The organism is Luteimonas sp. J29, from assembly GCF_000472505.1.
Lineage (GTDB): Bacteria > Pseudomonadota > Gammaproteobacteria > Xanthomonadales > Xanthomonadaceae > Luteimonas.
Genome location: NZ_AWZR01000001.1, coordinates 170,814 through 189,928, shown reverse-complemented (window position 1 = coordinate 189,928; position 19,115 = coordinate 170,814). Strand labels below are relative to the sequence as shown.

Below are 19,115 nucleotides of genomic sequence, written 5' to 3'. Positions count from 1 at the left end.
CCTCACGTCGCGCGCTGCAGCCGCGCCAGCAGCGACACCAGCACGAACAGCAGCAGCGCGGCGCCGCCGTTGTGCATCACCGCCACCTGCAGCGGCAGCGACAGCTTGACGTTCAGCACGCCCAGCAGCACCTGGCCGAGCGTGAGCAGCACCAGCACCAGCGACCAGCCGCGCAGGCCCGGCGTGCGCGACAGGCGCCAGGCCAGCGCCAGCAGCACGCCGGCGGCGGCGACCGCGAACATCCGGTGCGCGAGCTGGATCGCGATGCGGGCCGCGCCGTCGAGCACCCCGCCCTCGTAGTCCACGCCCACGCCACGCCAGAGCACGAAGCCCTCGCGGAAGTCGGCCGGCGGCCACCACTGGCCGACGCACTTCGGGAAATCGAGGTAGTGCGGCTCGGGCGTGGTCCAGCCGCCGGCGCCGCACGACAGCGCGGCGTAGTTGGCGCTGACCCAGCCGCCGAGCGCGATCTGCACCCCCAGCACCGCGATCGCCGCGACGAGCCAGCGCCGGAGCACCACGGCGTCGGCATGCACCACCGGCAGGTGGGTGGCGCGCCAGGCCATCCAGGCGAGCAGCGAGAAGGTGAGCATGCCTCCGAGCAGGTGGCCCATCACGATCACCGGCTTGAGCAGCATGGTGACCGTCCACTTGCCGAGCAGGGCCTGGAACACCACCACCGCCAGCGCCAGCGCGCCCACCGGCGCGAGGTCGCGCCCGGCGACCGTGCGGTTGGCGCGCATCCACGCCAGCGCGGCGCCCAGCAGGAGGGCCTCTCCGGCCCCCGCGACCAGCAGCGCCGGCACCACCAGGCCGCGCATGTACATCGGGACCGCCGCCGCCACCAGCGCCGACGCGCCCAGCACCAGGGCGATGCCGAACCGCCGCCGGCGCACGGCGAGCAGCGCGAGCACCAGCACCAGCACGCCGAGCGAGGCGGCGAGGTGGCGGTGCACCTGCTCGCGCCAGGCCTTGTGGTCCTCGAACGGGCGGATCGCGCTCGCCGCGTGGTCGCTCACTTCCTGCGCCGCCTGCGGCCAGGTGGCGCGGCCGTAGCAGGTCGGCCAGTCGGGGCAGCTCAGGCCGGCGTCGGACAGGCGCACGAACGCGCCGAACACGATCACGCAGAACGTCAGCGCCACCGCCAGCCACGCGATGCGGTGGAAGTGGCGGTACACGTGCGGACGCGACGGGAGGGAAGCGGGACTTGCCATCATCTGAGCCTGAGCAGTCGGGCCACGTCCTCGCGCAGGTGGCCCGGGTCGAAGCCGGGAGGGTAACGCAGGATCACGAAACCGTTCGGATCGACCACGTACACCGGCGCCCCGGCCGGGTCGTCGTTGCGCGGCAGCGCCGCGACCAGTGCCGGATCGCGCACGATCTCGCGCCAGGCCGCGTTGCGCACCGCGCCGGCGGGCGCGTCGCCCACCCACAGCACGTGCACGCGGTCGGCGCGATGGCCGAACAGTTGCCACACCAGGTCGATCTGGCGCGACAGCTCCACGCACGGCGCGTCGCAGCCCGCGCGCGGCGCGACGAGGATGCGCCAGGTGCGTTCGGCCGGGTTCCATGCGTACTCGCCGCCGTCGCGCAGGCGCAGCGTGGCCTGGCGCAGGTCGGCGGGCGGATCCAGCAGCTCGCCATGGTTGCGCGTGCCTTCCGGGCGCCAGCCCGACAGCCGCAGCGCGGCCGCGGCCAGGGCGGTGCCCAGGAACAGCAGGACGATCAGGGCCAGCGTCGCGCGGTTGCGGCCACGCTGCCCGGGATTGGAGGATGCGTTCATCGGCGTGGACGGCGGAAGGTGAGGATGAGCGCGGTGGCGAGCACCGCCAGGGCCAACCCGAACCACTGCACGGCGTAGCCCAGGTGTTGCTGCGGCGTGAGCGTATTGGGCAGCACGTCGAGGTCGCGCGCAAACCCCAGCGGCAGGTCGGGATCGAGCCTGAGCACGCGCGGCGGCAGCGCCGGGACGCCCAGCGCCTCGGCAAGCGCGGGCGCGTCGAGCGCGGTCGACACCACCGCGCCACCGCCGGGCGTGCGCGACAGCCGCGGGCTGGCGATGCCGGGCGAGGGCGGCGGCAACAGCAGGCCCTGGACCTGGTGCTCGCCGTCGGGCCGCGGCACCGGCGGCATGGTGCGATCGCCCGGCAGCGGCAGCCAGCCGAGCTCGACCAGCAGCGGCGCGCCCTGCGCGGGCGCGAACAACCGGTAGGCGCGCACGCCGGGGCGGCCGTCGCGCTGCTGGTTGTCGAGCAGCACGGCCGGCGCGTCGGCGAACGCGCCGTCGCCGGCCGCCCAGTCGAAGTCGCGCGCGCGCGCCGGGTCGCCGGCCGCCGACAGCGGCAGCGCGTGGCGCGCCGCGAGCGTGCGTTCGACCCCGTCGAGCATGGCCTGCTTCTGTTCCATGCGGCCCAGCTGCCAGCGCCCCAGCGAGGCGAACAGCGCGATCGCCGCCAGCGCCAGCACCCAGCCCAGCACGCGGCCGTGGCCCGCCCTCATGCCGCCTTCCTCCCGGACTGCGATAATGGCCGCGACCGGCGCATGCCGCGCCCCGGAACAGGCCGATGAACGACTCCCTCAAGACCCTGGTGATCGTCGCCTTCCTGGCGCTGATCCTGTGGAACCTGGGCGCGGGGCTGTACTACATGCTGGTCGACAAGGGCCAGACCAAGCGCACCGTCAACGCGCTGACCAGGCGCATCGCGCTGTCGATCGTGCTGATCCTGCTGGTGGTGCTGGCCCACTACATGGGCTGGATCGAATTCCACGGCGTGGGCCGAAACCCCAATCCCTGAGCGGGCGGCGGCCGCCGCGGCGAAGCCATAAAAGCGGAAAAGCGCCGGCATGCCGGCGCCTTCGCGTGGTCCGGGGCCGCCGCGCTCGCGGGGCCCCGGCCCGGGTTCGACATGGTCGTCCGTCAAAGCACGTAGACGAACAGGAACAGGCCCAGCCAGACCACGTCGACGAAGTGCCAGTACCAGGCCACCGCCTCGAACGCGAAGTGGTTTTCCTTGGTGAAGTGGCCCTTGGCGCAGCGCAGCCAGATCACGATCAGCATGATCGTGCCCAGGGTCACGTGGGCGCCGTGGAAGCCGGTGAGCATGAAGAAGGTCGAGCCGTAGATCCCCGAGCGCAGGGTCAGGTTGAGCTCGGAGTAGGCGTGGATGTACTCCTCGGCCTGGAAGAACAGGAACACGCAGCCCAGCGCCACGGTCGCGCCCAGCCACAGCAGCAGCTGGCCGCGGTTGCCGGCCTTGAGCGCGTGGTGGGCGATGGTGATGGTCACGCCCGAGGTGAGCAGGATCAGGGTGTTGAGCAGCGGCAGGCCCCAGGCCGGGATGGTCTGGAAGGCGCCGCCGACGCCGCCCGGGCCCGCGCTCGGCCACGCGGCGCTGAAGCCTTCCCACAGCAGGTAGTTGGTCGCGACGCCGTCGCCTTCGCCGCCCAGCCACGGCAGCGCGAACTGGCGGGTGTAGAACAGCGCGCCGAAGAAGGCGGCGAAGAACATCACCTCGGAGAAGATGAACCACACCATCCCCATCCGGAACGAGACGTCCACCTGCTTGTTGTAGTAGCCCGAGACCGACTCGAGGATCACGTCGGCGAACCACTTGAACAGGATCGACACCAGGCCGGCGATGCCGACGAAGAACACGGTGCGGCCCCAGCCGACGTCGTTGAACCACGTGGCCAGGCCGAACATCGTGGTGAACAGCGCCACCGACGCGAACACCGGCCAGCGGCTGCCGTGCGGCACGAAGTAGACGTTGGGGTCGTGGTGGGCGGTGTGGGCCATGACGTAGGTCCGTGGGTGCGTTGGGTCAGGGTGCCGAATGCGGCACGGTGGACGACGGCGCCGCCGCGGCGAGGCGTTCGGTGAGCACGTCGTTCTTGAAGATGGTGTACGACAGGGTGATGGTGTGCACGTCCGGCGGCAGCGCCGGATCGATGATGAAGCGCACCGGCAGGTCGCGCTCCTCGCCCGCCATCAGGGTCTGGGCGGTGAAGCAGAAGCACTCGGTCTTGTTGAAGTAGCCCGAGGCCCGGGCCGGCGCCACCGACGGCGTCGCGCTGCCGACGATCGGGCGGTCGGCGCGGTTGCGCGCGGCGTAGGTGGCCTCGTACTGCTCGCCGACCTTGACCCGCATGCGGGTGGCGTTGGGCTCGAACGCCCACGGCAGCTTCGAGTTCACGGTGCTGTCGAACTCCACCGTCACCCAGCGCTCGGCCGGCGTGGCGGAGGCGATGGCGCTGGCGTCGGCGGCGCCGTTCTCCAGGCGGATGCCGAACACCTTTTCGCACGCGATCCGGTACAGCGGCACCAGCGAGAAGGTGAACGCGAACGCGGCCAGCGAGACGCCGAGGAGCTTGGCGATCCCGAACTTGCGGCCCGCGCTCATCGCCCGACCACCCCGGACAGGATGAACGCCACGTACACCGCCAGGGCGATCGCGCCCGCGACCACGGCCGTGCGCACGGCGCGCTTGCGCTGCTGCGCAATGCGCTCGTCGTCGTGCCGGGGCGCGGTCATCGCGGTCATCGCCTTCAGTGGGTGACGTCGTCGTGGGCCAGGTCGCCCGGCTTGATCGCCGGCGGCGTGGCAAAGGTGTGGTGCGGGGCCGGCGACGGCACCGTCCACTCCAGGCCGCGCGCGCCTTCCCACGGGCGGGCGCCGGCCTTCGCCCCGTGCTTCAGCGAGTGGGCGAAGATGAAGATCATCATGAACGGCGTCAGGAACATGCCGAAGGCGCCGATCGAGCTGACCAGGTTCCAGTCCGCGAACACCACGTTGTAGTCGGGGATGCGGCGCGGCATGCCGGCCAGGCCCAGGAAGTGCTGCGGGAAGAAGGTCAGGTTGACGAACACCACCGTCCACCAGAAGTGGAACTTGCCCCACTTCTCGTTGTACATGCGCCCGGTCCACTTCGGCCACCAGTAGTAGATCGAGGCGATGATCGCGAACAGCGCGCCGGTCACCAGCACGTAGTGGAAGTGGGCGACCACGAAGTAGGTGTCGTGGTACTGGAAGTCGGCCGGGACGATCGCCAGCATCAGGCCGGAGAAGCCGCCGATGGTGAACAGGATCACGAACGCGATCGACCACAGCATCGGCGTCTCGAAGCTGATCGAGCCGCGCCACAGGGTCGAGGCCCAGTTGAACACCTTCACCCCGGTCGGGATCGAGATCAGCATCGTGGCGAACATGAAGTAGATCTCGCCGCCCAGCGGCATGCCCACCGTGAACATGTGGTGGGCCCACACGATGAACGACAGGAACGCGATCGCGGCGGTGGCGTACACCATGGCCTGGTAGCCGAACAGCGGCTTGCGGCTGAAGGTCGGGATGATCTCCGACACGATGCCGAAGGCCGGCAGGATCATGATGTAGACCTCGGGATGCCCGAAGAACCAGAAGATGTGCTGGTACATCACCGGGTCGCCGCCGCCGGCGGCGTTGAAGAACGAGGTCGCGAAGAACTTGTCGGTCAGCAGCATGGTGACCGCGCCGGCCAGCACCGGCATCACCGCCAGCAGCAGGAACGCGGTGATCAGCCAGGTCCAGCAGAAGATCGGCATCTTCAGCAGGTCCACGCCCGGCGCGCGCATGTTGAGGATGGTGGCGATCACGTTGATCGCGCCCATGATCGAGCTGATGCCCATCATGTGGATCGCGAAGATCGCGAACGACACGTTCGCGCCGCCCTGCAGCGACAGCGGCGGGTACATGGTCCAGCCGCCGGCCGGCGCGCCGCCGGGCAGGAACAGCGTCAGCAGCAGCATGGTGAAGGCGAACGGCAGGATCCAGAACGACCAGTTGTTCATGCGCGGCAGCGCCATGTCGGGCGCGCCGATCTGCAGCGGGATCATCCAGTTGGCCAGGCCGACGAAGGCCGGCATGACCGCGCCGAAGATCATCACCAGCGCGTGCATCGACGTCATCTGGTTGAAGAAGTGCGGGCTGACGTGCTGCAGGCCCGGCACCGCCAGCTCGGTGCGGATCACCACGCTCATCGCCGCGCCGACGATGACCATGAGGAAGCTGAAGAGCAGGTAGAGGGTGCCGATGTCCTTGTGGTTCGTGGAGAAGAACCAGCGTTCGACGAAGCCCGGCTTGTGGTCGTGGGCGTCGTGGTGGTCGGCGGTGGCGGTATGCGTGGACATTGCGTTCGGCCTTTCGGAATCGGTCAGACGGCGCTGGCGGCGTCGGTGGCGGGAGCGGCCTGTTCGGGCGCCTGCGGGTCGGCGGGCTCGGTGCCCTGCGCGTCGTCGGTCGTGCCGGGCGTCTCCGCCGGGGCCTGGCCGGCGGCCTTCTTCGAGGCCAGCCACGCGTCGAACTCCTCGCGCGGCACCGCGCGGACCACGATCGGCATGAAGCCGTGGTCCTTGCCGCACAGCTCGGCGCACTGGCCGCGGTAGACGCCCGGTTCGCGGATGTCGGTCCAGCCTTCGTTGATGATCCCGGGGATGGCGTCCTGCTTCCAGCCCAGCGCCGGCACCCACCAGGAGTGGATCACGTCGTCGGCGGTGATCACGAAGCGGATCTTGGTGTTGGTCGGCACCACCAGCTCGTTGTCGACCGAGAGCAGGTAGGCCGGGTGCGCCTCGAGCTCGGCGCGGGTGGCGTTGCGGTTCTGGCGCAGGCGGTCGCTCTCGCGGTCGAGGCGGCTGGTGATCTCCACGCCCTCGCCCAGGTACTCGTACTTCCACATCCACTGCAGGCCGGTGACCTTGATCGTCATCTCCGACTCGCGGGTGTCGTACATCGAGATCAGCTTGGCGGTCGCCGGCACGGCCATGATCACCAGCAGGACCACGGGGATCACGGTCCAGAGGATCTCCAGCCTGGTGCTGTGGGTGAAGCTGGTGTCGGGCACCGCGCCCTTGGAGTGGCGGAACCTGAACATGGCGTAGGCCATGGCCGCGAACACCACCACGCCGATGCCGACGCAGATCCACAGCGCCAGCATGTGCGCCTCGTAGGCGTTCTGCGCGGACGCGGTCACGCCGCGGCCCATGTTCAGCTGCCACGGGACCGGGTCGGCGGCCAGCGCCGCCAACGGCATGGACGCCAATGCCGCCACCACCCACCGCGAGAAACGCGCCTGCATCATTGCTGGACCCCAATGTGGTCGGTCGCGGCCCGGGGCCGCCAGCCAACCGTTGCGAACTGTCAAAACGACTCCCGCGCGCCCGGATCCGGCCGTCGCGCGAGTCGCATCGGAACCTCGCGTGCCTTCGTCGCCGGCACGCGAAAACTTCCAAATGGTAGCGGCCGCGCGGGTTTAGGGGCAAGCCGAGCCACGGCGCGACCGGCGCCGCGGGGCGGCGCGCGCCGGGAAACCGCCGGGCGGTCGCGGCCCCGGCGGCGGGCGCGGGCCGCCCCTGCGGCGGTGCGCGGGCGCGGCGTGGCGCGGTTTGTGCCGGCGCCCGCGCCGCGGATGGCGGATTCGTTCAAGCCGCGCGAACGCGGCGGCCGCGACAATGGCCGATGCCGGCGCCGTCGGCGCCGCCCAGCCGTCCCGCCAAGATGAACGCACCCGTCCTTCCCGCCTCCCCGACCGGCACCGACCCCGACCCGGCCCCGCCGTCGCCGCTGCGCGCGGCGATCACCGCGGCCTGGACCCGGGACGAGGCCGCCCATGTCCGCGAACTGCTGGCGGTGGCCCGCCGGCCCGTCCCCGGCTGGGGCGAGGCCGACCGCGCCGCGATCCGCGCCACCGCCACCGACCTGGTGCGCCGGGTGCGCGCCCGCGCCGTCGACCAGGGCGCGATCGAGGCCTTCATGCGCCAGTACGACCTGGGCAGCGAGGAGGGCGTGCTGCTGATGTGCGTGGCCGAGGCCCTGCTGCGGATCCCCGACCAGAACACGGCCGACCTGCTGATCCGCGACAAGCTCGGCGAGGCCGACTGGCGCCGCCACGTGGGCCGCTCGGACTCGGTGCTGGTGAACGCCTCGACCTGGGGCCTGATGCTCACCGGCCACCTGGTGGACCTGGCCGAGGAGACCCGGCGCGACGTGCGCGGCGCGCTCCGGCGCCTGGTCGGGCGCGTGGGCGAGCCGGTGGTGCGGCTGGCCGTGCGCCAGGCGATGCGGATCATGGGCCACCAGTTCGTCATGGGCCGGACCATCGACGAGGCCCTGGCCCGCAGCCGCAAGGGCGCCAACGCGGCCTACCGCTACTCGTTCGACATGCTCGGCGAGGCCGCGCTGACCCGGCGCGACGCCGCCCGCTACCTCGACGCCTACGGCGAGGCGATCGCCGCGATCGGCCGCACCGGCCCGTTCGCCGACCCCATCACCGCGCCCTCGATCTCGGTCAAGCTCTCGGCCCTGCACCCGCGCTACGAGCACGCCAAGCGCGCCCGGGTGCTGGCCGAACTGGCCCCGGACCTGCTGCGGCTGGCCCGCCAGGCGAAGGACTACAACATCGGCCTGACCATCGACGCCGAGGAGGCCGACCGGCTGGAGCTGTCGCTGGACGTGATCGAGGCCGCCTGGAGCGACCCGTCGCTGGCCGGCTGGGAAGGCTTCGGCATCGTGGTCCAGGCCTACCAGAAGCGCGCGCCGTTCGTGATCGACTGGATCGCGGACCTCGCCCGCCGCCACGGCCGCCGGATCCCGGTGCGCCTGGTCAAGGGCGCGTACTGGGACAGCGAGGTCAAGCGCGCCCAGGTCGACGGCCTCGACGGCTACCCGGTGTTCACCCGCAAGCCCAGCACCGACGTCAGCTACCAGGCCAACGCCGCGCGGCTGCTGGCCAACAGCGATGCGATCTACCCGATGTTCGCCACCCACAACGCGCAGACCATCGCCGCGATCCACCGCATGGCGCAGGCGATGCTGCCGCCCGGCCATCGCCCGGGCGACGGCGGCGCGCCGGGCTTCGAGTTCCAGAAGCTGCACGGCATGGGCGACGACCTGTACGCCGAGGTCATCCCCGCCGACCGGCTCGGCGTGCCCTGCCGCGTGTACGCGCCGGTGGGTTCGCACGAGGACCTGCTGCCCTACCTGGTGCGGCGGCTGCTGGAGAACGGCGCCAATTCAAGCTTCGTGAACCGGATCAGCGACGAGGACGTGTCGATCGACGACCTGGTGCGCGATCCGGTCGAGGTGGTGGCCGGCTTCGACCCGGTCCCGCACCCGCGCATCCCGCTGCCGGTCGACCTGTACCGCAGCCACGGCATCGAGAGGATCAACTCCATGGGCGTGAACCTCGCCAACGACGACGCGCTGCGCGCCCTGGCCGAGCGGATCGGGGCCACGCTGGCCGAAGCCGGGCCCGACGGCTGGCGCGCGGGTCCGCTGGTCCCCGGCGCCGTGTCTTCCGGGCCCGTGGTGGAGGTGACCAACCCTGCCGACCGGCGCCAGCGCGTCGGCCGCTGGCAGGCCGCCGACGCCGACACCATCGACCGCGCGCTGGCCAACGCGGCCGGGGCGCAGCCGGGCTGGGACGCGACCGCGCCCGCCTCGCGCGCGGCGATCCTCGAGCACGCGGCGGACCTGCTCGAACGGCGCATGCCGCAGTTCATCGCGCTGTGCACGAAGGAAGCCGGCAAGACCATCCCCGACGGCGTGGCCGAGGTGCGCGAGGCGGTGGACTTCCTGCGCTACTACGCCGGTCAGGCGCGCACGCTGTTCGCGCCCGGGGCCCTGCCCGGTCCGACCGGCGAGTCCAACACCTTGCAGCTGGCCGGGCGCGGCGTGTTCGTGTGCATCAGCCCGTGGAACTTCCCGCTGGCGATCTTCACCGGCCAGGTGGCCGCGGCGCTGGCCGCCGGCAACAGCGTGATCGCCAAGCCGGCCGAGCAGACCACCCTCATCGGCTGGCACGCGGTGAAGCTGCTGCACGAGGCCGGCATCCCCGAGGACGTGCTCCAGTACGTGCCCGGCGACGGCGCCACCGTGGGCGCCGCGCTCACCGCCGACCCGCGCGTGGCCGGCGTGGCCTTCACCGGGTCGACCGAGACCGCGCGCGCGATCAACCGCGCGCTGGCCGCGCGCGATGCCGCGATCGGCGTGCTGATCGCCGAGACCGGCGGCCAGAACGCGCTCATCGCCGACTCGTCGGCCCTGCCCGAGCAGCTGGTCAAGGACGCGCTGGCCTCGGCCTTCACCTCGGCCGGCCAGCGCTGCTCGGCCGCGCGCGTGCTGTACGTGCAGTCCGACATCGCCGACAAGGTGATCGACATGCTCGCCGGCGCCATGGCCGAACTGCAGGTGGGCGACCCGGCGCTGCTCTCGACCGACGTCGGCCCGGTGATCGACGAGGACGCGAAGCGGCTGCTCGAGGAGCACGCCGCACGCATGGACGAGCGCGCGCGCCCGATCGCGCAGGCGCCGCTCGGCGCGGGCACGGAGCACGGCACCTTCTTCGCCCCGCGCGCCTGGGAGATCGGCGCGCTGTCCGAACTCACCCGCGAGAACTTCGGCCCGGCGCTGCACGTGATCCGCTGGCACGCCGACCAGCTCGACGCGGTGGTCGACGCCGTCAACGCCACCGGCTACGGCCTCACCCTCGGCATCCACTCGCGCATCGACGAGACCGTCGAGCGCATCGTGCAGCGGGCGCGGGTCGGCAACATCTACGTCAACCGCAACCAGATCGGCGCGGTGGTGGGCGTGCAGCCGTTCGGCGGCCAGGGCCTGTCGGGCACCGGCCCCAAGGCCGGCGGCCCGCACTACCTGCCGCGCTTCGCCACCGAAAAGACGGTCACCATCAACACCACCGCCGCCGGCGGCAACGCCAGCCTGCTGACGCTGGGGGACTGAGCGCGGGCCGCCGGCCGTCCCGCGACCTCCGGCCGCCGCGGTTCACGCCGCGATGCGCGCGGCGGTGGGAACGTGCGCGGATGGCCGACGGCACGCCCCGCCTCTACCTGGTGTACCTCGATGCCGACGCCACGCCACGCGCGGCGCCGGAACTGGCCGAGCTCGCCCCCGGCCTGTACCTCGTGCGCTCGGCGCGCAGCCGGTCGCAGGTCTATCACGCGCTCAAGCGGCGCTTCGCACCGCGTCGCCTGCTGGTGGCGCCGCTGGACGGGGACCCCAAGTTCAAGGGCATGCGCCCGGGCGCGCTGGCGTGGCTGCGCGCCACCCGCGACCGCGACGCCTGACCCTCAGCGGTAGGCCCCGGGGCCGCGCCAGACCAGGCGGCCCTCGCGGTAGACCTGGCGCACGGCGATCACCTCGCGCGCGTCGCCGATGCGCGCCAGTTCCGGATCGCCCGGATCGAGCTGGCGGCAGGGTCCGGATTCGCGCCGGATCACGGTTTCCAGCGGGCAGACCATCAGCCGCCGGGTCCCGGGCAGGGGGATGAAGAGTTCGGTCATGCCCTGCTCGCGCCACTCGCGCAGGCGGGCCTCGGCCGAGGGCTCGTACACCACCTGGTAGCCGCCGGCTTCCAGCCCGGGCTCGTCGGACGGCGATGCCTGGCGCTGGCCGCGGCCCACGGTCGGGACCGGCGCGGGACCCGCGTTCACCGGGGCGTGGTCCCGGGGCGCCATGCCGGGCGGCTGGCCCCAGGTGTGGCCGGGACGGCGGCTGGACGGACGCGCGGCCGCGGACGGCGTGCCTTCGCCGCGACCGGGCCGCGGCGGCACGACCGCCGGGGCGGTGGCCACGTGGGCATCGAGCGGCAGCGGCTGGCGGGTCGGCGCCGGGGTGGCCTGCAGGCGCGAAGCGGCCGCCGGGGGCGGTGCGGGATCGCTGGCGGGCGACGGGGCATCCTCCGGCTCCGGCGCCGGGGTCTCGGGCCCCTCGCCGATGAATTCGACCTGGATCACGCTGCCGCCGGCGGCGTCCTCGCCGCGCGGCCGGTCGAGTTCGAGCGGCGGCACCAGCAGGACCGCGAGCAGCAGGCACAGGTGCACGACGGCCGTGAGCAGGCCGGCGATCCAGGGCTGCCAGCGGTCGAAGCGATCGCCGGGATGGGCCGGCGCGCCGGGCGCGGCGCTCATGCCGCGGTCGGTGCGTCGGGGGTGCGGGCCGTCATGGGCAACAGCGCGATGCGGGGCGCCGCATCGTAACGCGGCCGCCCTGGCGAGGGCATGCCTCGCCGTCGGGCGCGGCGGTCACGGGAGCACCGCGCCGGCCGCGACGCCCGCGTCCCTGCGGGCTGCACCACGGGGTTGGCACGGTGCAACGATCACTGGTGCGACGTCCGGTACCCCCCTCACCCCAGCCCTCCCCCGCGAGCGGGGGCGGGGGCGGGATGCGCGGGGGGCTGCAGGCTGGCNGGTGCCAGGATCACTGGTGCGACGTCCGGTACCCCCCCACCCCAGCCCTCCCCGCGAGCGGGGGAGGGGGCGAGATGCGCGGGGCCGGGAGGCGCGGTGCGGGCGGGTGGCGTGTGCGGCGACGGCGGGTGGAGAGTCCTGAGGCACGCGTACGGGGACGCGGCGTCCGTCACCGGCCGGCGCCTTCCGGGCCCCTCCCCCCGCGCCAGCGGGGGGAGGCCGGGAGGGGGGCAGGCCCGGAGCGCCTCGCCCCCGCCGTCACCCCAGCAGCCGGTTCACCCGCTGCACGAACGCCGCCGGGTCGGCCAGCGGCGCGCCGGCGGCGAGCTGGGCCTGCTCCAGCAGCAGGTGGGCGAGGTCGGCGGCGCGCGCGTCGTCGTGCTCGCCGAGCAGGCGCTGCAGCAGGGCGTGGCGCGGGTTGACCTCCAGCGTCGGCTTGCCCTGCGGCACGTCCTGGCCGGCCTCGCGCAGCAGGTGCGCCAGGTGCGGCGCCATCTCCCACTCCGACAGCGCCAGGCAGGAAGGCGAATCGGTCAGCCGCGCGGACACCCGGACCTCGCCGACCGCCTCGCCGAGCAGCGAGCGGATCCGCTCCAGCAGCGGCGCCGCCGCCTGCGCGGCCTCCTCCTGCCGCGTCTTCTCCGCCTCGTCCAGCGGCAGCTCGCCCTTGGCCACGTGCCTGAGCGGCTTGCCGGCGTACTCGCGCAGGTGGCCGAGCATCCACTCGTCGATGCGGTCGGACATCAGCAGCACTTCGATGCCCTTGGCGCGGAAGCGCTCGAGCTGCGGGCTGCCGGCCGCAGCGCGGTGGCCGTCGGCGGTGATGTACCAGATCGCGTCCTGGCCCTCGGCCATGCGCGCGATGTAGTCGTCCAGCGACACGGTCCGCTCCTCGCCTTCGCTCTTCGTCGAGGCGAAGCGCAGCAGTTTCGCGATCCGCTCGCGGTTGCCCGGATCCTCGACGATACCCTCCTTGAGCGTGTTGCCGAAGGCCTTGATGAAGGCGGCGAACTTCTCCGGCTCGTCGCGCGAGAGCTTCTCGATCAGGTCCAGCACGCGCTTGACGCACGCGCCGCGGATCTTCTCCAGCTGCCGGTTCTGCTGCAGGATCTCGCGGCTGACGTTGAGCGGCAGGTCGTCGGCGTCGACCACGCCGCGTACGAAGCGCAGGTAGTGGGGCAGCAGTTCCTCGGCCGCGTCCATGATGAAGACGCGCTTGATGTAGAGCTTGAGTCCCTTGCGCTCGTCGCGTCCGCCCATCATCAGGTCGAACGGCGGCTGCGAGGGAATGTAGAGCAGGGTGGTGAAGCTCTGGCTGCCTTCGACCCGGTTGTGCGACCACGCCACGGGGTCGTTGAAGTCGTGGCCGAGCGACTTGTAGAAGTTGCGGTACTCCTCGTCCGTGATCTCCGGCTTCGGCCGCGTCCACAGCGCCGAGGCGTCGTTGGCGGTCTCCCACTGCGTGCCCGGCTCCTGCTTGTCCTTGTCCTTGTCCTTGTCCTTGTCGTCGCCGGCGGCCGGAGCCTCCTTCGGCATCCGGATCGGGAACGCGACGTGGTCGGAATACTTGCGCACCAGCGAACGCAGCTTCCAGCCGTCGAGGAATTCGTCCTCGCCTTCCTTCAGGTGCAGGACGACGATGGTGCCGCGCGACTCGAGCGTGGCCGGCCCGAGCGTGTACTCGCCGCGGCCGTCGCTCTCCCAGCGCACGCCGGCTTCGGCCGGCGCCCCGGCGCGGCGGGTGAGCACGGTGACGCGGTCGGCGACCACGAAGGCCGAGTAGAAGCCCACGCCGAACTGGCCGATCAGGCGCGCATCCGCCTTCCGGTCCTGGCCCAGCGCCTCCAGGAACCGGCGCGTGCCGGAGCTGGCGATGCTGCCGATGTTGGCCACCACCTCGTCGCGGTCCATGCCGATGCCGGTGTCGCGCACGGTGATGGTGCGCGCGTCCTTGTCCCAGCTCAGCTCGATCCGCAGCTCCGGGTCGCCGGCCAGCAGGTCGGGGTTGGCGATCGATTCGAAGCGCAGCTTGTCGCAGGCGTCCGAGGCGTTGGACACCAGCTCGCGCAGGAAGATTTCCTTGTGCGAGTACAGCGAGTGGGTCACCAGGTGCAGGACCTGGTCGACTTCGGCTTCGAAGCGGCGGGTCTCGGCGGCTGCGGTCACGGGGTGCTCCTTCTCAAGGCCACGGCGGGCGCCGGATATGCGTGCGCGGGCGCGTTTTTCAAGCGCCTCGCCCGGCTCAGGGCGGGGCGGCCGCCTGCTCGATCCCGGGGGTGAACCAGAACGGGATGCGGTATTCGCGCCGGCGGTTGCGGCCCGAGTCGGCCCCGTCCGCGTTCCACACCAGCTCCAGCCGGTGCAGGCCCGCGTGCAGCCCGCCGACCTCGATGTAACCGGTCAGTCCGCGCATGCCCAGGTCCTGCCGCTCGGTGGGGACGAAGTCGTCCAGCGGCACCGGCGCGCCGTCCAGCGACACCGTCCACAGCGACGCCAGGCAGCGCCGGGCCACGTCGGCCGCGGCCGGTCCGGTGGCCTCGTTGCGGCCGTCCACCAGCGCCTCGCAACGCTCGCGGGCCAGGTCGTTGTCGCGCTGCGGGCGGTGCGGGATGAACAGGCGCAGGTGGGTGTCGGACACCCGGTCGGCCGGGATCATCGGCACCACGGTGGACCGGTGCGGGCCTTCGCGCATGGCTTCGTAGTGCGCGGAGTGCATCCCCTCCCACGCCGCTTCCTCGCCCAGCACCCGGTAGCTGTCGATGTAGGCCAGGCGGTCGTGGTTGAGCAGCACCCAGCTGCTGATGAAGAACGCAAAGACGATGCCGCCGATGTACGCGAACATGAAGCGGCGGTTGGGCAGGTTGCTCTGCAGGGTGTACTGCACCGTGTACACCAGTCGCTGCGGCATCAGCCAGCCGTAGATGCGCAGGACCCGTTCGCCCAGCCGGCGCGCCCAACCGGCGTCGCGGCCGGCGGCTTCGCGCCGCGCGGCCACGCGGTCGGCGAACGGCGCGCCGAGGCCAACCAGCATCAGCAGCGCCGCAAGGCCGAGGAACACGGCGATGGCGGCGCGTTCGCGATCGGCGAACAGGCCGCCGGCCAGCCATCCGGCGAGCAGCCCGCCGACCATGTACAGGCCCGTCCACGCGATCACCAGCGCCATCAGCGTGGTCATGGCGAACACGATCGAGGCGGCGCGGTCGGCGCCGTCGATCATGTCGTCCAGGCCCCCGATCGAGCGCTGGTAGAAACCGCGGGTCACCGGGCCGACGAGCGGCAGGCGGTCCCAGCGGATGCCGTCGGGGAAGGTCGACTTCAGCCCGATCATGCCCACCCAGTAGGCGCGGATGGCCAGGTGCACGATGAAGGCGACGGCCAGCGCGTAGCTCAGCCCCGCGCCCACCATGTAGCCGTAGCGCAGGACATGGTCGAGGACGCCGTCGACGTGCACGCTGGCGCGCTGGTAGGCGTCGAGGATCCGCGGCGGCAGCGCCAGCAGCGCGAAGGCGAACAGGCCCGAGACCAGCAGCTCGAGCTCGTCGGTGCGCTCGCGCAGGCGTTCGAAGGCGATGCGGGTGGCGTGCCGCGCCTCGCCGCCGTCCTGGCCGGCCTGCGCCGGCGGGTCCTGGTGTTCCATCCGCACTCCCCGCGAGAGGCCCGAAGTCTAGCCGCCGCGCGCCCGTCGTGCAGCCGGCGGGCCTGCCAGGCTGGTTCCATGGCCAAGTGCGCGCCCGTCCGCCGCAAGGCCCGCCCGCTGCGTCCGGCCGATCCGCCCCGATTGGCGGCGGCACGAACGCGCGGGCTTCGGCGACGCCCCGCGGTCCGCCACCCTGGCGATGCTGCGGTGGGCCTCGCGTGGCCACGGCGGCCGGGAGCGCGCCGCGGGGAGGTCCGCGGTCCGCGACCCGGGTCGGAGACGCCGCCTCGGTCGCGGTTGCCACCCGGGCACGTCACGATCCACTGCCGTCGACTGTCACAAGGGCAGGTACAACAGGAGGAACTGCCCATGGCGGACAACAAGCCCATCCACTATGCCCGGACCATTCCTGTCGTGATGGAAGCGCTCGAACGCGTGCACGAGGCGATGGATGCCGCCGGGCTCGACCGCGGCATCCACCATCTCGTCCAGTTGCGGGCGTCGCAGATCAACGGTTGCGGCCATTGCGTCAAGATGCATGCGCGGGAAGCGCGCGCCGACGGCGAGACGAACGATCGCCTGGACCGGCTCGTGGTGTGGCGGCAGGTGGGCGACTTCAGCCCCGCCGAACGGGCCGCGCTGGCCTGGACCGAGGCCCTGACCTCGCTCGACGCGTGCACCGGGTACGGCGAGCTGCGCGCCGGGCTGCGCCGCCACTTCAACGAGGAGCAGGTCGCGGTGCTCACCGTCACGGCGGCGATGATCAACCTGTGGAACCGCGTCCAGATCGGGTCGCATTGAGGCAGCCGGCATGGACGATGCAGCGTGGGTGGACCTGTTCGAGCGTCGGCGCCCGTTCCTGACCGGGCTGGCCTACCGCACGCTCGGCTCCAGGGCGGACGCCGAGGACGTGGTGCAGGACGTATTCGTGAAGTGGCTCGGCGCGGACCGGGCCGCGATCGACAATCCCGATGCCTGGCTGACGACCGTGTGCGTGCGGCGCTGCCTGAACATGCTCGAATCGGCCCAGCGGGCGCGGACCGACTACGTCGGGTTCTGGCTGCCCGAGCCGGTCCAGGGCGCCGGCACGGCGTCCCCGGAGCAGGAGGCCGAGCTGGCGTCCAGCCTGTCCACGGCGTTCCTGCTGCTGCTCGAGCGGCTGGCGCCCAAGGAACGGGCGGCGTACCTGCTCCACGACATCTTCCGGCTGCGACACGCCGAGGTCGCCGGCATCATCGGCGTGCGGGAGGAGGCCTGCAGGAAGCTGGTGTCGCGGGCGCGGGCGAACATCGGCCGGCCGGTGGCGCGGCAGCACGTCCCCCCGCGCCGGCAGGCGAGCCTGCTCGAAGCGTTCCGCCATGCGGTGGCGACGGGGCAGACGGCGTTGCTGGCGGGCATGTTGGCGGAGGACGTCGTCCTGGCGGCGGATGGCGGCGGCAAGGTGGCCGCGATCGCCACCCCCGTGTGCGGACGCGCCATGGTCCTGGAGTTCATCGCCGCGCGCCTGTCGGCCTGGTGGCGGGCGTATGCCTGGGAAGACGCGACGATCAACGGCGCCCGCGGCGCGCTGCTGACCTCGGACGGGCGGCTCGAGGCCGCGGTGAGCTTCTCGTACGACGGGGAGGGCCGCGCCACCGGCGTCTATATCGTGCGCAATCCCGACAAGCTCGCCGCCCTCGCGCTCGGGGGCGTCGCGTGAGCCGCGCGGGGGATGCCGCGGTGCACGCCGCTTCGGAACCGGGCTGGCGGGACATCCTCCGCGGGGTCCACCTGCCGCGCGCGTCGGTCCTGGCCGCAGGCGTGGCCCTGCATGCAGTGAGCCTATACCTCTCCGCCACGCTGCTCCCGGCGGTGGTGGCCGACGTCGGCGGAATGCCCTACTACGCATGGAACACGAGCCTGTTCGTGGTGGCTTCGGTGCTGGGCGCGGTCGTGGCCGCCCGCCTGCTGGCCAGGCATGGGCCGCGCGCGTCATGCCTCCGGGCGGCGGCGGTGTTCGCGGCCGGCTCGGCACTGTGCGCGCTCGCCCCGTCGATGGCGGTCATGCTGTGCGGGCGCGTGCTGCAGGGCCTGGGGGGTGGCCTGCTGCTGGCCCTGCCCTATGCCCTGGTGCGCAGCGTGTTCCCGCCGCCCCTGTGGCCGCGGGTGATGGCGCTGTTCTCGGGGATGTGGGGGGTGGCCACCGTGCTGGGGCCGCTGCTCGGCGGCCTGCATGCGGGAGCCGGGCTCTGGCGCCTCGCGTTCTGGATGGTGGTGCTGGGAGCCGCGGCGTTCGCGGCAGGCGCGGGGCTTGCGTTGCCCCGGGCGACGCGAGCGCCCATGGCCATCCCGTCGCTGCCGTGGCGCCAGCTGGTGCTGCTGCTGTGCGCTGTGCTGGTGGCATCGGTCGCCGGCGTGCTGCCGTTTCCGTGGAGCGTGCCCTGCCTCGGACTGGCGGCGATGCTGGCCTGGGCGTTGGTCCGGACGGAGTCGTCGGCGTCGCGGCGGTTGTTGCCGATCGGGGCATTCCAGCTGTCGGGGCCGCTGGGGGCACTGTATGCCGTGTCGGCTCTGTTCGCGGTCACGGTGACCTGCACCGAGGCCTTCGTGCCGCTGTTCCTGCAGGCGCTGCACGGCCAGTCGCCGCTGGCGGCCGGCTTCGGCGCCGCCCTGCTGTCCGCGGGCTGGACCGCGGCGGCGATGTCCGGCTCGGGCGCGTCCCCCGCGCGGCGCCACCGATTCCTGTGCATCGCGCCCTTGCTTTCGGCGTTGTCCATGGGGGCGTTGGCCATGCTGATGGCGTGGCCGACCGGAGGTGGCGTCCTGGCCCTGGTGTGCGTCGCCCTGGCGGCAGGCGGCGCGGCCGTGGGGCTGGTCTACCCGTGGCTGGGTGCCGCGGTGCTGCGCGAGGCGCCGGCCGGGGAACAGGACCTGGCCGCATCCTCGCTCATGACGGTGCAGCTGTGCGCCACTGCGTTCGGGGTAGCGGCAGCGGGACTGGTGATGAATCTTGCCGCCGGGACGGGGGGCGACGCGCCGGACCTGGCGCCGGCCGCGCGCTGGATCTTCGCGCTGGCGGCGATCGCACCGCTGGCGAGCCTGCCGCTCCATGGCCGTCTCAGGCTGTGATCGGCGCGCGCGGATGGCGCCTGTGCACCGCGTGCTAGCGCAAGACTGCCTGCCGCGCGGGGGAAGGCAGCGGGGCAGGCTTTCGCCGCCATGCTGCAAGGCGACGGGTGGCGCGCGCCGTCACCGCCACCGT

Annotated in this window: 17 protein-coding genes; 6 read left to right on the top strand and 11 right to left on the bottom strand. The window is 72.5% G+C overall.

The genetic code is table 11. From position 1 onward, the window contains the following. Nucleotides 1-2 precede the first annotated feature (2 nt). Genes LUTJ29_RS0100780 through LUTJ29_RS0100770 form a run of 3 tightly spaced genes read right to left on the bottom strand, consistent with a single transcriptional unit; the run spans nucleotide 3 to nucleotide 2,499 of the window. Nucleotides 3-1,214: a COX15/CtaA family protein gene (locus LUTJ29_RS0100780; RefSeq protein ID WP_043740130.1), complete on the bottom strand. Its 1,212-nt coding sequence runs from the start codon at nucleotides 1,212-1,214 to the stop codon at nucleotides 3-5. Then, the gene (locus LUTJ29_RS0100775) at nucleotides 1,214-1,783 is read right to left on the bottom strand and encodes a hypothetical protein (RefSeq protein WP_027070869.1); all 570 of its coding nucleotides are present in this window, start codon (nucleotides 1,781-1,783) and stop codon (nucleotides 1,214-1,216) included. Before LUTJ29_RS0100775 ends, LUTJ29_RS0100780 begins: the two co-directional genes overlap by 1 nt. Then, the gene (locus LUTJ29_RS0100770; RefSeq protein ID WP_027070868.1) at nucleotides 1,780-2,499 is read right to left on the bottom strand and encodes an SURF1 family protein; all 720 of its coding nucleotides are present in this window, start codon (nucleotides 2,497-2,499) and stop codon (nucleotides 1,780-1,782) included. The genes LUTJ29_RS0100775 and LUTJ29_RS0100770 overlap by 4 nt, the downstream gene beginning before the upstream one ends. A 65-nt stretch (nucleotides 2,500-2,564) precedes the next feature. On the opposite strand from LUTJ29_RS0100770, the gene LUTJ29_RS0100765 reads away from it, so the two are divergent. After that, nucleotides 2,565-2,795, top strand: a complete 231-nt coding sequence (locus tag LUTJ29_RS0100765; RefSeq protein WP_027070867.1) for a twin transmembrane helix small protein — start codon at nucleotides 2,565-2,567, stop codon at nucleotides 2,793-2,795. Between the two features lie 122 nt (nucleotides 2,796-2,917). Here LUTJ29_RS0100765 and LUTJ29_RS0100760 read toward each other — a convergent pair whose 3' ends face one another. Genes LUTJ29_RS0100760 through coxB form a run of 5 tightly spaced genes read right to left on the bottom strand, consistent with a single transcriptional unit; the run spans nucleotide 2,918 to nucleotide 7,112 of the window. Beyond that, nucleotides 2,918-3,796 carry a cytochrome c oxidase subunit 3 gene (locus tag LUTJ29_RS0100760; RefSeq protein WP_027070866.1) on the bottom strand — a complete coding sequence of 293 codons (879 nt, stop codon included), beginning with the start codon at nucleotides 3,794-3,796 and terminating at the stop codon, nucleotides 2,918-2,920. Nucleotides 3,797-3,821: 25 nt separating this feature from the next. After that, nucleotides 3,822-4,400, bottom strand: a complete 579-nt coding sequence (locus tag LUTJ29_RS0100755; protein ID WP_027070865.1) for a cytochrome c oxidase assembly protein — start codon at nucleotides 4,398-4,400, stop codon at nucleotides 3,822-3,824. After that, nucleotides 4,397-4,540 carry a hypothetical protein gene (locus tag LUTJ29_RS18780; RefSeq protein ID WP_198012649.1) on the bottom strand — a complete coding sequence of 48 codons (144 nt, stop codon included), beginning with the start codon at nucleotides 4,538-4,540 and terminating at the stop codon, nucleotides 4,397-4,399. The genes LUTJ29_RS0100755 and LUTJ29_RS18780 overlap by 4 nt, the downstream gene beginning before the upstream one ends. A 5-nt stretch (nucleotides 4,541-4,545) precedes the next feature. Beyond that, nucleotides 4,546-6,162, bottom strand: coding sequence for a cytochrome c oxidase subunit I (gene ctaD / locus LUTJ29_RS0100745; protein ID WP_027070864.1), 1,617 nt, complete (start codon nucleotides 6,160-6,162; stop codon nucleotides 4,546-4,548). Between the two features lie 23 nt (nucleotides 6,163-6,185). After that, the gene (gene coxB, locus LUTJ29_RS0100740) at nucleotides 6,186-7,112 is read right to left on the bottom strand and encodes a cytochrome c oxidase subunit II (protein WP_027070863.1); all 927 of its coding nucleotides are present in this window, start codon (nucleotides 7,110-7,112) and stop codon (nucleotides 6,186-6,188) included. Nucleotides 7,113-7,528: 416 nt separating this feature from the next. On the opposite strand from coxB, the gene putA reads away from it, so the two are divergent. Next, nucleotides 7,529-10,771 carry a bifunctional proline dehydrogenase/L-glutamate gamma-semialdehyde dehydrogenase PutA gene (gene putA, locus LUTJ29_RS0100735; RefSeq protein ID WP_027070862.1) on the top strand — a complete coding sequence of 1,081 codons (3,243 nt, stop codon included), beginning with the start codon at nucleotides 7,529-7,531 and terminating at the stop codon, nucleotides 10,769-10,771. A gap of 80 nt (nucleotides 10,772-10,851) precedes the next feature. After that, complete coding sequence (locus LUTJ29_RS0100730) at nucleotides 10,852-11,115, top strand: hypothetical protein (RefSeq protein ID WP_027070861.1); 264 nt, start codon at nucleotides 10,852-10,854, stop codon at nucleotides 11,113-11,115. A gap of 3 nt (nucleotides 11,116-11,118) precedes the next feature. Here LUTJ29_RS0100730 and LUTJ29_RS0100725 read toward each other — a convergent pair whose 3' ends face one another. The 3 genes from LUTJ29_RS0100725 to LUTJ29_RS0100715 all read right to left on the bottom strand — a co-directional run bounded on the left by LUTJ29_RS0100725 (nucleotide 11,119) and on the right by LUTJ29_RS0100715 (nucleotide 15,874). Further along, nucleotides 11,119-11,958 carry a hypothetical protein gene (locus LUTJ29_RS0100725; protein WP_027070860.1) on the bottom strand — a complete coding sequence of 280 codons (840 nt, stop codon included), beginning with the start codon at nucleotides 11,956-11,958 and terminating at the stop codon, nucleotides 11,119-11,121. A gap of 537 nt (nucleotides 11,959-12,495) precedes the next feature. Beyond that, nucleotides 12,496-14,403: a molecular chaperone HtpG gene (gene htpG, locus LUTJ29_RS0100720; RefSeq protein ID WP_027070859.1), complete on the bottom strand. Its 1,908-nt coding sequence runs from the start codon at nucleotides 14,401-14,403 to the stop codon at nucleotides 12,496-12,498. Nucleotides 14,404-14,479: 76 nt separating this feature from the next. Further along, the gene (locus LUTJ29_RS0100715) at nucleotides 14,480-15,874 is read right to left on the bottom strand and encodes a hypothetical protein (RefSeq protein WP_027070858.1); all 1,395 of its coding nucleotides are present in this window, start codon (nucleotides 15,872-15,874) and stop codon (nucleotides 14,480-14,482) included. Between the two features lie 369 nt (nucleotides 15,875-16,243). Here LUTJ29_RS0100715 and LUTJ29_RS0100710 point away from each other — a divergent pair, with 369 nt between their 5' ends. The 3 genes from LUTJ29_RS0100710 to LUTJ29_RS0100700 are packed head-to-tail and all read left to right on the top strand — an operon-like array spanning nucleotide 16,244 to nucleotide 18,982. Beyond that, the gene (locus LUTJ29_RS0100710) at nucleotides 16,244-16,675 is read left to right on the top strand and encodes a carboxymuconolactone decarboxylase family protein (RefSeq protein WP_027070857.1); all 432 of its coding nucleotides are present in this window, start codon (nucleotides 16,244-16,246) and stop codon (nucleotides 16,673-16,675) included. 10 nt (nucleotides 16,676-16,685) lie between these two features. After that, nucleotides 16,686-17,573: an RNA polymerase sigma factor SigJ gene (gene sigJ / locus LUTJ29_RS0100705; protein ID WP_027070856.1), complete on the top strand. Its 888-nt coding sequence runs from the start codon at nucleotides 16,686-16,688 to the stop codon at nucleotides 17,571-17,573. Between the two features lie 20 nt (nucleotides 17,574-17,593). Further along, the gene (locus LUTJ29_RS0100700) at nucleotides 17,594-18,982 is read left to right on the top strand and encodes an MFS transporter (RefSeq protein ID WP_027070855.1); all 1,389 of its coding nucleotides are present in this window, start codon (nucleotides 17,594-17,596) and stop codon (nucleotides 18,980-18,982) included. The last annotated feature ends 133 nt before the right edge of the window (nucleotides 18,983-19,115 follow it).

Excerpts from the sequence above, each read along its gene's own strand:
- LUTJ29_RS0100780 (WP_043740130.1), bottom strand. The coding sequence starts at position 1,214 with ATGGCAAGTCCCGCTTCCCTCCCGTCGCGTCCGCACGTGTACCGCCAC.
- LUTJ29_RS0100775 (WP_027070869.1), bottom strand. The coding sequence starts at position 1,783 with ATGAACGCATCCTCCAATCCCGGGCAGCGTGGCCGCAACCGCGCGACG.
- LUTJ29_RS0100770 (WP_027070868.1), bottom strand. The coding sequence starts at position 2,499 with ATGAGGGCGGGCCACGGCCGCGTGCTGGGCTGGGTGCTGGCGCTGGCG.
- LUTJ29_RS0100765 (WP_027070867.1), top strand. The coding sequence starts at position 2,565 with ATGAACGACTCCCTCAAGACCCTGGTGATCGTCGCCTTCCTGGCGCTG.
- LUTJ29_RS0100760 (WP_027070866.1), bottom strand. The coding sequence starts at position 3,796 with ATGGCCCACACCGCCCACCACGACCCCAACGTCTACTTCGTGCCGCAC.
- LUTJ29_RS0100755 (WP_027070865.1), bottom strand. The coding sequence starts at position 4,400 with ATGAGCGCGGGCCGCAAGTTCGGGATCGCCAAGCTCCTCGGCGTCTCG.
- LUTJ29_RS18780 (WP_198012649.1), bottom strand. The coding sequence starts at position 4,540 with ATGACCGCGATGACCGCGCCCCGGCACGACGACGAGCGCATTGCGCAG.
- ctaD (WP_027070864.1), bottom strand. The coding sequence starts at position 6,162 with ATGTCCACGCATACCGCCACCGCCGACCACCACGACGCCCACGACCAC.
- coxB (WP_027070863.1), bottom strand. The coding sequence starts at position 7,112 with ATGATGCAGGCGCGTTTCTCGCGGTGGGTGGTGGCGGCATTGGCGTCC.
- putA (WP_027070862.1), top strand. The coding sequence starts at position 7,529 with ATGAACGCACCCGTCCTTCCCGCCTCCCCGACCGGCACCGACCCCGAC.
- LUTJ29_RS0100730 (WP_027070861.1), top strand. The coding sequence starts at position 10,852 with ATGGCCGACGGCACGCCCCGCCTCTACCTGGTGTACCTCGATGCCGAC.
- LUTJ29_RS0100725 (WP_027070860.1), bottom strand. The coding sequence starts at position 11,958 with ATGAGCGCCGCGCCCGGCGCGCCGGCCCATCCCGGCGATCGCTTCGAC.
- LUTJ29_RS0100715 (WP_027070858.1), bottom strand. The coding sequence starts at position 15,874 with ATGGAACACCAGGACCCGCCGGCGCAGGCCGGCCAGGACGGCGGCGAG.
- LUTJ29_RS0100710 (WP_027070857.1), top strand. The coding sequence starts at position 16,244 with ATGGCGGACAACAAGCCCATCCACTATGCCCGGACCATTCCTGTCGTG.
- sigJ (WP_027070856.1), top strand. The coding sequence starts at position 16,686 with ATGGACGATGCAGCGTGGGTGGACCTGTTCGAGCGTCGGCGCCCGTTC.